Raw genomic sequence first — 14,053 nt, 5'->3', positions numbered from 1 at the left:
GCACTTATTTTTTAAAACAACTAAGACTTTATCTTTTCCAGAATCCTGCATCTGAAAATATCATCCATTATTTTATCCCAAACAAATGAAATATTATTACCTTTATCATGCAACAAATTAATAACTAAAATAAAATCAGTATGAAAAAACTAAAAAGAAATGATTTAAAGAAAATCGAAGGCGGGGCTAATAATGATATAAGCTGCAGAATAAATATGTCATGCCCTGATGGTTTATGCTGTGCAGATGGCTATGTCTGCAGGGATCCAAGAAGATATATCTGCATTTAAACATAAGACGGGGATTTGTTCTCCGTTTTTTTATTCTCATTATGAAAATTATATAAATTTTGGAAATATTATTTAAACAAACACTATACAATCCGTAAAATCACTGAAAATAATCCGTAAAATCCCGTAAAGTTTATTATTTTTTGTACCACAATTTTTGCGAAATTTGCAGATCAAGTAAATACTCCTTATAAAAGCTAAGTTATGAAAACAGAATCTACAAATGAGCGTGATCCTAAACCTGGAATAATGTCTAATTCATTAATTCAGACTTTGGTAAACAATTATCGACAAAATCACATGAGTGCAATTAATGAAACCTTAGGAATACAAGATGCCCATTCTATTTGGTTTGACCTTCCTAAACTCAAAAAATTTATCTCTATAATAGAAGAAGAAGCCGGTAAATTAAATCAGGAGACATCTGAAGGAGATTTAGGAATTAGATTTTATTATGCTGCCTATCCAAAAATTGAAAATTGGGAGATCATGAAATCTCATCCTGTAGCAGAAGAATATGCCGGAAAACATACATTAGTACTGATCCCTACTTTGAAAAAAGCAGATGGAACAGGAGAAATTGTTGATTTTGATTTTAATCCTTTCCAGGCTAATGGAGAAAATTCAAAATTAGCATTAAATGCACTTAATTTTACTCCAATCGGTAATGGTGATGGTGACGGAGGACCTCTAGGTGACGATACAGGTCTTGGAGAAAATAATGGTCAACTCACACCTCCTAAAAACTCATTAGGTGAATCATACTAACGATCAACACATAATAAATACATGAACGATTTCCAAGAACTTGCAAGCAAAAGTATGCTTTGGGCTGAGGGACTTGCTGCGTTTGTCGGCCTTTTATATTATGCCCGTATAAGAAAAGAGTATTGGAAATTTTTTGTGTTTTTCTTAATTTTTATCTTCCTTAGTGAGGCATATGGCAGATGGGGAAAATTCGCTTATTTTTCTAAAGCTTATTTTTACAATTACTTTTTAATGCCTGTCCAGTTTATATTTTTTTACTGGCTATATGCTGTCAAGTCATTTAGAAAGCGAAAGCTTTTTTATGGCTTATCCCTTTTATATCTTTTTTCTTTTATTCCCAATGAATTGTATTTCTCGGGAAATAAAATTGTATTTGCTTTTAACTACACTTTTGGGTGCCTTATCTTAATGTTTTTGGTAGTTATGGAATATTACAAACAAATTAATTCCCAAGATATTCTTCACTTTAATAAAAATAGGATGTTTTATATTAATTTGGGAATAACACTTTCTTATATTGGAACATTACCCTTCATGGCATTTTATTCAATCTTGTTAGATTACACGGAAATCTGGAATATTTATTTTAGTTATTTTCTAGTATCTGGTATAATTATGTATATTTTATTTGCATGCTCATTCATATGGGGAAGACAGAACTCTTAATAGTTATTATATTATTCAATATCTTTTTTGTAATGTTTATCGTTGCAATGATGATCTATATCAGAAACTACCGACAACGAAAAAAAGAGTATTTGAATGAAATTGAGCTGAAAAACGAACTCCATAAAAGAGAGCTTCTGGCTACTCAATTGGAAATCCAGCAAGCGACCATGCAGCAGATCGGAAGGGAACTCCATGATAATATCGGACAAAAGTTAACATTGGTTAGCCTATACACTCAGCAGCTTCTTTATGAAAATAAAGTTCCTGAAGTAAGTGAAAGGATTGATCAGGTTTCCCAAATCATCAACCAATCTTTACAGGATCTGCGGAGCCTTTCCAAAACTTTAACGGATGATAATATCAATCAAAAAGAAATCGTAACTTTAATTCAGGAGGAAGTAGATAATACCAATTCATTTAAAAAGTGTCATGTCAGTTTTGAACATAATTTTAAACGACTCGATCTGGATTTTGTTCACAAAAATGTGCTATTAAGAATTACACAGGAATTTATTCAGAACAGTATAAAACATTCCAAATGCAGAAATATTTCCATTAGTCTGAATACTTTTGAAGATACCCTTTGGGAGCTCAACATTAAGGATGATGGAATCGGCTTTGATCCTACAAAGATAAAATCTAACGGAATTGGTCTTACAAACATGAAAAACAGAGCCAAAATCATCGGAGCAGATTTTACCTTCGACAGCAAAGAAAATATTGGGACCGTACTTAATATCATTTTAAAAAAACAACCATGAAAAAAACAATTGTAATTGTTGATGATCATATCCTTATTGCCAAAGCACTGGAAGGAATTATTGGTAACTTTAAAGATTTTGAGGTTATCTATGTATGTGAGAACGGAAAGGACCTTATCCAAAAACTAGAAGATGATAATAAAGTTCCGGACATTATTCTTCTAGACATCAGTATGCCTATTATGGACGGTTTTGAAACTGCATCCTGGCTTACCACCAACCATCCTGGCACCAAGGTAATGGCTCTTAGCATGCAAGGCGATGATAATAGTGTCATTAAAATGATTAAAAACGGAGCAAAAGGATATTTATTGAAAAATACCCATCCTAAAGATTTGGAAACAGCACTCACAAGGCTGGATTCAGAAGGCTTCTTCTATCCGGAATGGGCATCCAGGATTATTTTCTCCACGTTCAATAAGGATAAAGAAACTGAAAACTCAGTAAAAATTTCCGAACGTGAAAGAGAGTTTTTAAAATACACAGTCACTGAACTCAGCTATAAAGAAATTGCGGATAAAATGTGTTGCAGTCCCAGAACTGTAGAAAGTTATCGCGATCAACTTTGTGAAAAACTGGATTTAAAAACCCGTGTAGGATTAGCTGTCTTTGCTATTAAAAATGGCTTTGCCAATTAAATTTATTCAACAAACAAAGAATCCACCTCATCAATGAGGTGGATTCTTTGTTATTACTCTTTTAAGCTCAATTTAAACCAATACAAGTCTTTCATCATAATACACAATTTGGTGAAAAATAAACATATTACAATATTTATCAATCATAAATTATAAAAAAGCAATAATTAATTAACAAATATTTAACCAAAAACCACCTTCACTGATAAATAATTCAACTTATGTAGAAATAATTTGCATTTTATTTTATTACCTAATAATTTCACAACTTTATACCAAAATAACAACATATGAAAAAATTATTATTTGGAGCTCTGATTCTAGGTTTGGTAACAGCCTGTAATAGAGACAATATGCCTAATCAAAATGAAGACACAACAAATCTTGAAAATTCGTCTCCATCGGTTGTTTCAAAAAGAAATTGTCCATCAGAAGAGATGAGAAAAGATGCATGGCAAAAAGACCCATCATTAATGCAAAAAGCAGCAGAACTTGAAACTGCAGCTCAAAAATTTGCCAATGACGTAAAATTCGGAAAAGTTCTAGCAGATGGAACTGTCGAAATTCCTGTAGTTGTAAATGTACTATACAGAACAGCTAGTGAAAATGTTTCTGATGCCAGGATCGCAGAACAGATTGATGTATTAAATTCAGATTTTGGTGGAACAAACTCTGATGTTTCAAAAATACCTACAGAGTTTCAGCCTGTAAAAGCTGGCGATGTAAAAGTAAGATTCAAATTGGTAAATACCGTAAGAAAATCTACTACCAAAAGATCATGGGATACTAATACTTATTTATCAAATAAGGATATGAAAAGAGCCTCTACAGGAGGAATAGATGCTACTAATTCTAAAAATTATTTTAACATTTGGGTTGTAAGTGGAATGAAAAACCTCTCTGGAACAATTCTTGGATATGCCACTTTTCCTGAAAGCAACGGCACATGGGAAGACGGTGTCGTTATTGGTCTTCCGTTTTTTGGTAAAACAGGAACTGCAGCTGCATTTAACTTGGGACGAACAACCACACATGAAGTAGGCCATTACTTGGGGCTTAGACATATTTGGGGAGATACAAATTGTGGAGACGATCTGATTGCCGATACTCCAACCCAAACAACATATAATACAGGAGTACCAACTTATCCACTTTATAATACATGCTATGGTGTAAAAAGATCTGTTATGTTTATGAATTATATGGATTACTCAGATGACATTACATTATATATGTTTACAGCGGGACAAAAAACAAAAATGCAATCCACCGTTGCCCCTACCGGGCCAAGAGCAGGACTAAGAGTTCTTTAATAATGATATAATATAAACAGAACACATTATTAAAATTTTCCATAAACCTTCCTATCATTAGGAAGGTTTTTCTGTCTATGCACAGTTGATTAAATGTAGCCAAAACACTTTAACCATTCATTTCATTAAAAACACTCTACAAACACAATTATTTACGTAAAACAATAAAGATAATTAACCTAAATGAAAAATAATTTGTATATCACGTAAATTTGAATTAAGTTTACATCCACTAACCAAACTAAAATAATATGAAAAAATTTCTTTTGGGAGCTGGAATTATATTTTTAGCTTCTTGTAACAACGATGTCAATTCAGCGGCAGAACAACCCGGAGAGCAACCACAACAATTATCAAGTAAAAGGGTTTGTCCTTCGGATTTAATGAGGGATGAGATTCTGAGAAAAGATCCCGCTGCAAGGGCAAGGGTTGAAGCAATTGAGGCACTTACCGAAAAACGTATCAATGATATTAAAGTAGGAAAAGTCTTGCCGGATGGTACTGTGGAAATCCCTGTCGTATTTAATGTTGTTTATAACACAAGTAGCGAAAATGTACCTGACGCCAGATTGCAATCTCAAATTGACGTTTTGAATAAAGATTATGGAGCAACAAATTCAAATATTGGTAATACTCCTGCGGAATTTGTCCCGGTAAAAGCCGGAGATACCAAAATCCGATTCACATTAGCAAAAGTAGTCAGAAAGCAGAGCAGCACTACCAGCTGGAACCCTGATGAAAATAAAATGAAATCTGCCAGTACAGGTATTGCAGCCACTTCTCCTGATAATTATTTAAATATCTGGATTGTAAATAATATGTCCGGTGGCACTCTTGGCTACGCTTATTATCCGGGAACAATTACAGCTGCTCTGGATGGTGTCGTTATTGCTGCCCCTTATATAGGAACCGGTTCCGGAACTGCTGCTCCCTACAATTTAGGAAGAACAGCAACACATGAGGTTGGACATTATTTAAACCTTCCACACCTTTGGGGTAATACCGGTTGCCAGACAGATTATTCTGATGACACTCCTCTATCTCCCGGCCCAAATTACGGAGTACCTACTTATCCGCTTAACCGTGTGTGTGGTGGAGTAAGCCGTTCTCAGATTTTCATGAACTATATGGACTATGTGGATGACAAAGTAATGTGTATGTTCACAGCCAATCAAAAACAAAGAATGCAGGCCGTAGTTTCAGCCTCAGGTCCTAGAGCCGGACTAAGGCTTTATTAAAACAATATATTTACGATAAGTTTGTTGATATTTTTAAAAAAATTCCAACATTTATATAATAAAAAATCTATCTCAGACAATGAGATAGATTTTTTTTATATTTTTACGCCGTTTAAATTTAGGGATCATTTCGATGAAAAAAATAGTAATAGCAACCGGCATATTATTAAACCTTTGTTGCTATAAAGCACAAGATTCCGTGCAATCACGAAATCTTCAAAGAGATATTGCACTTATATCTTCCAATTCTTCTGTTCAGGAAAAGACACCTTTCTTCAAAAAATCATGGGTAAAAAAATCTGTGGCTCCTGCTCTACTTTTTACTGCAGCAGCTGCAACATGGGGAGAAAAGGAAAACATCCGCGAAGTAAGAAACAGATATCTTCCTAATTTCAAAATGAAATATGATGACTATCTTCAATATGCTCCTGCAGTAACTGTTTATGGTTTAAAACTGGCCGGTGTAAAAGGAAGAAACAATCTTGGAAGAGCAACTCTATCTTATGCTACTAGTTTAGCAATCATGGGAATTTTAGTTAATTCAATTAAATATACCTCGAAAGTTGAACGTCCAGATGGTTCAAAAAACAATTCATTCCCATCCGGACATGCCGCCATGGCTTTTACCAATGCCAGTTTTTTACACAAAGAATATGGAATGGTAAATCCGGCGTATAGTATTGGCGGATATAGCGCAGCAACCCTTACCGGACTTGGAAGAAACTTAAATAACAGGCATTGGATCCCGGATATCCTTGCCGGTGCGGGTATCGGAATTATTTCAACAGAGCTGGGTTATTTTTTTATTGATAAAATCTACAAAAACAAAGGAGATAATTTAAGTATGTTATCCAGAATCCAAGGAAATGATTATCCTTCATTCCTTGCTATAAAATTTGGTTCAGCGTTTGGTACAACGAACTTTCTGAAAGAGTCGGAGCTTGATGAAACTAAACAAATCGGCTTTGAAGGAGGATTGGAAGGGGCTTATTTCTTTTCTAAAAAATGGGGAGTAGGTGGAGATATTTCTTTCAGTAGCTTCCCTATCAAACCTCAAAGGATAACAATAGATGACGGTCTGGAGTTTGGTGATCACAGTATTGTAACACAATCTATGGGTTTTTTGGCTGCAGGTATAGGTCCTTATTATTCTCATGAGTTTTCAGACAAATGGCAACTTACTTTAAAAGCGACTGCCGGATATTCTGCTACCGCAAGTGGAAAAGTATTTGTAAAAGGAGACAATATAGATACCCCGGACCATCAGCTTCAGATTGCAAGATATAAACCTAAACCGGCTTTCCGTTGGAACACCGGAGCCTCTATTACTTATAAATTTAATCCAGGATTAGGACTTACCTTGTATTCGGATTACAACCAGATCAATTCCACCATCCGTTATCATTTTAGTGATGATATCAAAGAAAGTGCTGAGTTAGATCAAGAGCTTAATAACTTAATTGCCAAAGAAAAAATAAATTATATCACATTAGGTTTAAGACTTACTGCTTATTTTTAAAATAAAAAGCCTTCAAAAATTTGAAGGCTTTCGTTTATTATAACGTTTTGCTGTTATCTTCCGGTGTATAATCCATAAAGAGATCACCGTCCAATTGTACAGATTTCACTTTTTTCTTAATCGGAATAACAAGGTCGGTTAACTTCTGGTCTTTTTCCCAAACAGAAGGTGAAAAATGAAGCTTTTCCGTGGTTCCATCTTCATAAGATAGTATCGCATCAAACGGAATGGCAAAGCCACCTACATTCATCACATTTACCGTAAGCAGATCATTCATCTGAGAGGCTCCACCTACTTTTAAATCTATATAATTGTTGGTATAAAACCAATTTTGAAAGAACCAATTCAGATTTTTACCGGAACCTGTGTTCATAGAATTGAAATAATCCCAAGGCACGGGATGCTTTCCATTCCAGTTATTCATATAATGGTGTAATGCTTTTTTGAATAGCTCATCGCCCAGATAATCTTTTAATGCCAAATAAGAGAGCGATGCTTTCACATATGAATTGTTCCCATATCCTGCTCCACTTACTTGGGTACTCATGGTAATCACCGGTTGGTCCTGTTCCGCAGACGGACTTGTAATCCATTTTTTAACACGAAAGTTTTTATAAAATTCTTTAGCTGCAGCCTCACCATTTTCATCAATTCCGATGAGATATTCCAATGTAGTAGCCCAGCCTTCATCCATAAATGCATATCGGGTTTCATTGATTCCCATATAAAAAGGGAAATAAGTATGTGCAATCTCATGATCAGCAGTTAATCTTGCATCCTGAAGATCATCCGGAATGCTGGTATCATTAATCATCATTGGGTATTCCATATCTGCATATCCCTGAATGGCAGTCATTGCATTGTAAGGATATTCTACCCCCGGCCATTTTTTGGAAAACCAATCAAGATTATAACGCATCCAGTCTACGTAATTTTCAAAATCTTTTGCTCCGGCCTTATATCCTGCCTGAACACTGGCTCTTTTCGTTTTAAGCTGAACACTGGCAGCATCCCATACATAATGATTACTCAATGCAAAACAGAAATCTGTAATATGGTTGGCTTTAAATTTCCAAACATTCCATTTATTTTGTTGAGTCACTTTACCGGATTTCATTTCCTGCTCATTGGCAATATGCATAAGTTTATCACTTTTCAATGAGGCTTTGTATCTTTTCAAATATTCCGGTTGAAGTACAGATTCCGGATTTAGAAATTCTCCGGTGGCCCAAACTACATAGTTTTTGGGTGCAGTAATTGCAAAGCTATAATCGTTAAAATCATTATAAAATTCCTGTCTGTCGGAATGCGGAAGCATATCCCATCCGTTATAGTCATCATATACGGAAATTCTTGGAAACGAATAGGCTACATAAAAAGTCTCAGAATCAATCTGCCCTTCTCTACCACTCTGTACCGAAAGCGGATATTCCCATTCTATTTTAATCTCAGCCTTTGTCTTTGATTGTAAAGGTGATTTTAATTTTACTTTTTCAACGGTACCCCAATCATCACTGTCAATGTCATATTTTTCACCATTTACAATAAATGATTTGATCTTAAGTCCTGAAGACAGAAAATCTTTAGACACAAATCCGGATCTTGGAGATTGAGGTTTATGAAGATTGTTTACAAATCTTATAGCCAGTTCGCTAAGGGCGTCGGGGCTGTTGTTGCTATAATTAATCGTTTCTTTTCCGGAAACCACTTTCGTATTGGCATCTACTTTTACATCTACATTATAAGCCCCTTTATTTTGCCAATAATTTTTGCCTGGAGCTCCGGAAATATCACGTGTCCCTTTTTCATAAGCTTTTTTAATATTTCTCGGCATATATAATTCCTGAGCAGAAAGCTGAAGCAATGAAATAACCATCATTGCACCGGAAAAAATTCTCTTCATAACTATCTTTTTTAAGATTAGTATCAAAAATAGCGAAAATGTGACACAGAGCGGCAATTTCTTTTATAACAATGTTTTATGAAAATTAGTTTTTATTTAATTTTTTTTACAATCTATCCTGTTCATCTGTTTTTTTTATTGTTTTTGCATTTTTTACAGACTGATTTCCAAAATTAAATTTCAGAGATAAGGTAACCCCTTGTGTATCTGAATAATCAAGGAAGTAATTATCCTGATTGGCATATTTCGTACTCACTTTCTGTCCTGTTGATTTAAAGATATCGTTAAAAACCAGTGCTGCTTCCAATTTTTTATTAAAAAACTTCCTGTTCATCGCAAAATACGCAGACCATGTTTCAGAAATTCTAAAAGTTCCTTGTATTCCCGGGGAATAATAGCGATGTCCTAATTCCATTTTCCAATCGTTTCTTTTATCAAGCGTAAGACTTGTAGAGATATTGGACACCCAATTCCATACTTTATTCTTATATAAAAGACCATCAACTCCTTTGAAATAATTCTCATTATGTTCCAAATTTTCGGAAAGAATGATATTCCACCATGGCTTTAGCTGGAAATTTTTATAAAGGCTCATCCCAAAAGCTTCTCCTTTTTCAATATTGGTAAAATAATACACTAAACTATTTGTACTCGGCTCCTGGAACGAAATTTCCATAGAAGGATAGATTTCTTTACGATAATATAGATCCAGATTCCATTCCTTCCAGGAATAGGTAAGATTAAGATTATGAGTAATGGTTGCCTTTAATTTTGGATCTCCCTGATAATATGAAAACAGATTATAATAAGATTTTGCAGGATTCAACCAGGAGTAAGAAGGTCTGCTGATCCGTTTTCCATAGGAGAAACCAAACTCTTGTTTATTTTCTGTAGTATATTGGGCATAAAAGGTTGGGAATAATTTCCAGTAATTATTTTTATTCAATTCATAAGGTTCAGAAACAACTCCTTCAAGGTCTGTCATTTCAGCACGAAGTCCGCCTTTAAAACTCCATTTTCCAATATTGTAGGACAATGAAGAATATAATGCAAAATTATGTTCCTTATAATCAAAATTGCTGCTTTTATCAGGTCTATAAGCTAATATTCCATTTTCATTATCGGAAAAATCCAGTTTGCTGTTTGTCTTTACAAAGCTATATTTCGCTCCGGATTCCAACTCAACTTGATCATTTTTCCATTGATAATCTGCCTGTGTAGAATACAGCTGAACATCGGCTTTGTTTTGAGTCAGAAAATTATCTTCTTTTGGAGGTTTCCCTGCAAAATTCAGATAGGTAATTACGTTTTGATATTTATCAGCATTGTTTCCTGTAAAGTAATTGATCCAGGACAAACTGCTTTTCTTATTCAGTTTTCTGTCTACCTGAAAACTTACAGAATTATTAATCGTGCGGGTACGATGGTCATTGATGGTTGTATAATTAGATTCTACAATGTTTTGATTGTTGTAGATTAATGTGGGCACATTGTACGTTCCGTAAGACTTGGGAGAAAAATACCCTGAATAGTTGAGACTTAGGTTGGTTACACTGTCCAACTCATATTCCACATTAAAATTCAAGGTATTCTGGTTAGTGTTTTTATCCTTTCTGTTCATCGTACTGACCCAACGGGTCTGATTTTCCAAATAACTGACAACATCAGTACCTTCCCGGTAATATGTTCCCATACCTTTATAATAGCTTCCCATTACGGAAAGTTTGTCTTTTTTATAATATTGAGAAAGCCCAAATACACCCTTAGCATACTGTGTCTGTATATATTTGGAGGAAACGACTCCACGATAGCCTTCCACCTTATTTTTCTTCATTACAATATTCAATACAGCACTTCCCGATGCTTCATACTTTGCGGGTGGATTGGTAATAACTTCTATGGATTTAATCTCATCTCCCTGGGTATTTTCCAATAAATTTTTAAGTTCGTCTCCGGAGAGCATTACCTTTTTATCATTAATGGTTACTAGAATCCCTGTACTCCCTTTTACCGAAAGAACATTATTATTTATTGTAACATTAGGTGTATTTTTTAAAATTTCCCATGCGTTGAGTGATGAAATATTACTGTTTTCCACATTGAATTCGAGACGATCTACTTTCCTTTTTACCAACGGCTTACGTTTAGTCATCACTACTTCTTCTATTTCCTGTGATTCCTTTTTAAGAACAATCTGTAAAGGTTCAGAGTTTTCCAAATTCAGGCTCTTTTCAAATAAAAGATAACCTTCACGTTTTACCACAAGTTTTATGTTCTGTTCCGAAAGACCTTCTAATACAAATCCGCCTTTACCATCGGTTTTCAGTTCTTTGATCAGCTCATTTCCTGAATTATACAAACCTATGTTCACTGCTGAAAGTTTTTCATTTTCTGTATTCATTACTGTTCCTGCAAGCTTTTGTTTTTGAGCAAACATCAGCATGGGGAGACACAGAAAAAGAAGAGTTTTGTTCATGATTACGTTTTTAAATAATATAAAATGGTACAATTGTTTTACAGAACAAAATTCAGGATTGAGCGGAAGAAATTCGGTTAACGAAGGGTTAATGATAGGTTAATATCTTTTTCTTTTTAAAATAAAGAAACCTGAATCAGAGACCCAGGTTTTACAATGACACAAATATATTTTTATGGATAAGGAATCGCTTTATCCAGTTCTATCGGATTATAATACTTTTTTATATTGATTTGTGTTTGCTTGGTAAGTCCGGCAAATTCTTCTTTGCTTTTTATTTGTTTCCCTTCAATTTTCACGGTCCAATCGGGTTGAAATTCCGTTCTCATTCTGGCATAAGGATCATTATAGAATTCCAGGTTTAGCTTTACCCATTTCTTAAAATCTATTTTGATGGGGTCTAAAGAATAATGTTTTTCAAGAAACCCGTTTGTATCATATGTTTTAGGAAGATTTATATTTCTGGTGAAAGAATATATAAAGTCTTTTTTATCATCTTCCACAAACAAAACAAGTCCTGGTAATCCTCTGAATTTATAAGGCCCCTCTGGAATAGTAATATCCGGCGTAAACCATGCCGTCCAGTTTCTTCCACCAAATACAGCCGTTGCTTTCTGCAGATTATAATTGTTAACCTTTTTAGTATCTGACTCTACCTTCCACTGGATGTTATCCTCGGTTTCAAAAACGTAATAATAAGGCATCATCCTGATTTGGAAGTAATTTTTATTTTTATTAGAGTTCTTTTTCCGGATGATGGTTTGCTCAGATAGACTTGTATGCAGAGAAGTCATTCCTCCATGAAGGACATTAAGAGAGTCGCTCACCAAAAATTCAGATTCGTAAAACTTGACTTCATCCGGGTTAATATCCAGTACCATTTCTTCTTTATCATAGCTTGAATCACTAGCATCCGGTCTGTATTGAAGTTCATAGATAAAACGATGGGTCTGGGCATTCGTTATAACACCAATTAACAGTATCAAAAGAATAATCTGCTTTTTCATAAAAGGTTTTTAGTTTCTAAAATTAAGAAAAACAAATACTCCCGAAGGTTAATGATAGGTTAATGTCCAAAATACTCTTTAAGTAAAATGTTAAAACTTTATCTTTGTTTTAAATGATAACCAGAAGTAAATATCTACTCTCTCTTTTTGCAGCTTTGTTTCTTATTCTACTAGGAATACAAGGTTACTTTATCTATAAAACGTATCAAGTCAAAGAACGAGATATCTACAGATCTATTCATGATCAACTTACCGGCTACACAGATAAATTAGAGGAGATTGGCGTTAAAGAAATGAGGGACGATTCTCTTCAAAGAATCATCCTCAGATATTACAATAAACAAATTAATAAAAAAGATTTCCTTGCTTCTTTCATTAAAGATAAAAAAGCTACCGGAGAAAGGCTCAGCCATTACATCAACAATCATTACAGGAATATAGGCTATGATATTTCGACAAGGATTCAATATAATTCAATCATACACCTTCCCGATAGCATTAAATTGATTGATCAGCCTATTACTGTCTATGAAACAAAAAACAAAGTAAAAAATCCTAAAATTTCCAGTACAGGCACTTGGGAAACCTCATCAACTCAAAGAGACTCAAAAAACAATCATGTCGAAAGAAAAGATACCTTCCTTGTCAAAAGTAAAACTGAGTTTGAAATTGCCAATATTAAAAGCATTGTTTTCAAAGAACTTAGCTTATTAATTATTTGTTGTATCGCCCTTCTTTTCGCTGTTCTTCTCCTTTATATTTCCACCGTCAAAAACCTGATCAAACAACAAAAGCAGGTAGAGGTTCTTCATACGGTTGTAGATAACATTTCTCATGAATTTAAAACTCCGATTGCAACATTAAAAATTGCATCAAAAGCATTAAAAAAAGAATGGAACCCAGATATACTCCCTCTTATTGACCGGCAAATCATCCGTCTCGAAAACCTGATGCTTCAACTTCATCAAGATGAAATACTTACTGAAATTACAGCTGTAAAACCGGAGGATTGGGGTTTCTTTGTTCAGGATCTGGCATTTACTTATCCTGCTATAGATTTTGATTTTAAAAATATCGTGTCAAAAGTTCTTCCTTTTGACAAAAACCTTATGGAAACCATTATTAAAAACCTTTGTGAAAATAGTGTAAAATATGGTTCCTCTATCGTAAAAATCAAAATTAACAATACTCCCAACAACCTGGAGATTGAGATTTCTGACAATGGTTCAGGCATAGAAAATAAAGAGTTAAAGAATATTTTTGAAAAATTTTACAGAATACAATCCAACAATATTCATAACACTAAAGGACTCGGGCTAGGACTTTACATTGTAAAAAAAATCATTACAAAGTATAATGGTAAAATAAGTGTTTTCAGCCAACTTAAAACAGGAACGACTTTTAAAATAACCATTCCTTGCGAATCCATACATCCTAAAATAGATGATACTCAAAATTTTTCATAGTCTTA

The 14,053-nt window shown here is 34.1% G+C and carries 11 protein-coding genes; 8 read left to right on the top strand and 3 right to left on the bottom strand.

Annotated elements, in window-relative coordinates:
• Positions 1–140 precede the first annotated feature (140 nt).
• The 7 genes from CW752_RS16965 to CW752_RS15890 all read left to right on the top strand — a co-directional run bounded on the left by CW752_RS16965 (position 141) and on the right by CW752_RS15890 (position 7,196).
• The gene (locus tag CW752_RS16965; protein ID WP_185117650.1) at positions 141–290 is read left to right on the top strand and encodes a hypothetical protein; all 150 of its coding nucleotides are present in this window, start codon (positions 141–143) and stop codon (positions 288–290) included.
• Between the two features lie 204 nt (positions 291–494).
• Positions 495–1,058, top strand: a complete 564-nt coding sequence (locus CW752_RS15920) for a hypothetical protein (RefSeq protein ID WP_101240688.1) — start codon at positions 495–497, stop codon at positions 1,056–1,058.
• A gap of 698 nt (positions 1,059–1,756) precedes the next feature.
• Positions 1,757–2,488 (top strand): sensor histidine kinase, encoded by a 732-nt coding sequence (locus CW752_RS15910; RefSeq protein WP_228401814.1) that lies wholly within the window; start codon positions 1,757–1,759, stop codon positions 2,486–2,488.
• Entirely contained in the window at positions 2,485–3,126 is a 642-nt protein-coding gene (locus CW752_RS15905) for a response regulator transcription factor (RefSeq protein ID WP_101240685.1), read from the top strand. The genes CW752_RS15910 and CW752_RS15905 overlap by 4 nt, the downstream gene beginning before the upstream one ends.
• Positions 3,127–3,416: 290 nt before the next feature.
• The gene (locus tag CW752_RS15900; RefSeq protein WP_101240684.1) at positions 3,417–4,439 is read left to right on the top strand and encodes a zinc metalloprotease; all 1,023 of its coding nucleotides are present in this window, start codon (positions 3,417–3,419) and stop codon (positions 4,437–4,439) included.
• Between the two features lie 251 nt (positions 4,440–4,690).
• On the top strand, positions 4,691–5,677 hold the full coding sequence (locus CW752_RS15895; protein WP_101240683.1) for a zinc metalloprotease: 987 nt from the start codon (positions 4,691–4,693) through the stop codon (positions 5,675–5,677).
• 133 nt (positions 5,678–5,810) lie between these two features.
• A complete protein-coding gene (locus CW752_RS15890; protein WP_101240682.1) occupies positions 5,811–7,196 on the top strand; it encodes a phosphatase PAP2 family protein in 1,386 nt (461 codons plus the stop codon).
• 37 nt (positions 7,197–7,233) lie between these two features.
• On the opposite strand, the gene CW752_RS15885 is transcribed toward CW752_RS15890, so the two are convergent.
• From CW752_RS15885 to CW752_RS15875, 3 genes are all read right to left on the bottom strand, one after another.
• Entirely contained in the window at positions 7,234–9,099 is a 1,866-nt protein-coding gene (locus CW752_RS15885; protein WP_101240681.1) for a M1 family metallopeptidase, read from the bottom strand.
• Between the two features lie 106 nt (positions 9,100–9,205).
• Positions 9,206–11,575: an outer membrane beta-barrel family protein gene (locus CW752_RS15880; protein WP_101240680.1), complete on the bottom strand. Its 2,370-nt coding sequence runs from the start codon at positions 11,573–11,575 to the stop codon at positions 9,206–9,208.
• A 173-nt stretch (positions 11,576–11,748) separates the two neighbouring features.
• A complete protein-coding gene (locus tag CW752_RS15875) occupies positions 11,749–12,582 on the bottom strand; it encodes a GLPGLI family protein (protein WP_101240679.1) in 834 nt (277 codons plus the stop codon).
• A 113-nt stretch (positions 12,583–12,695) separates the two neighbouring features.
• On the opposite strand from CW752_RS15875, the gene CW752_RS15870 reads away from it, so the two are divergent.
• Positions 12,696–14,048 carry a sensor histidine kinase gene (locus CW752_RS15870; protein ID WP_101240678.1) on the top strand — a complete coding sequence of 451 codons (1,353 nt, stop codon included), beginning with the start codon at positions 12,696–12,698 and terminating at the stop codon, positions 14,046–14,048.
• The last annotated feature ends 5 nt before the right edge of the window (positions 14,049–14,053 follow it).

This window comes from Chryseobacterium sp. PMSZPI, from assembly GCF_002835665.1.
GTDB lineage: Bacteria > Bacteroidota > Bacteroidia > Flavobacteriales > Weeksellaceae > Chryseobacterium.
The sequence above is the reverse complement of the archived record's forward strand: the minus strand, read 5'-3'. Positions and strand labels throughout refer to the sequence as shown.

Coding starts and splice junctions, on each gene's coding strand:
- CW752_RS15885 (WP_101240681.1), bottom strand. CDS start 9,099: ATGAAGAGAATTTTTTCCGGTGCAATGATGGTTATTTCATTGCTTCAG.
- CW752_RS15905 (WP_101240685.1), top strand. CDS start 2,485: ATGAAAAAAACAATTGTAATTGTTGATGATCATATCCTTATTGCCAAA.
- CW752_RS15920 (WP_101240688.1), top strand. CDS start 495: ATGAAAACAGAATCTACAAATGAGCGTGATCCTAAACCTGGAATAATG.
- CW752_RS15900 (WP_101240684.1), top strand. CDS start 3,417: ATGAAAAAATTATTATTTGGAGCTCTGATTCTAGGTTTGGTAACAGCC.
- CW752_RS16965 (WP_185117650.1), top strand. CDS start 141: ATGAAAAAACTAAAAAGAAATGATTTAAAGAAAATCGAAGGCGGGGCT.
- CW752_RS15875 (WP_101240679.1), bottom strand. CDS start 12,582: ATGAAAAAGCAGATTATTCTTTTGATACTGTTAATTGGTGTTATAACG.
- CW752_RS15910 (WP_228401814.1), top strand. CDS start 1,757: ATGTTTATCGTTGCAATGATGATCTATATCAGAAACTACCGACAACGA.
- CW752_RS15880 (WP_101240680.1), bottom strand. CDS start 11,575: ATGAACAAAACTCTTCTTTTTCTGTGTCTCCCCATGCTGATGTTTGCT.
- CW752_RS15870 (WP_101240678.1), top strand. CDS start 12,696: ATGATAACCAGAAGTAAATATCTACTCTCTCTTTTTGCAGCTTTGTTT.
- CW752_RS15895 (WP_101240683.1), top strand. CDS start 4,691: ATGAAAAAATTTCTTTTGGGAGCTGGAATTATATTTTTAGCTTCTTGT.
- CW752_RS15890 (WP_101240682.1), top strand. CDS start 5,811: ATGAAAAAAATAGTAATAGCAACCGGCATATTATTAAACCTTTGTTGC.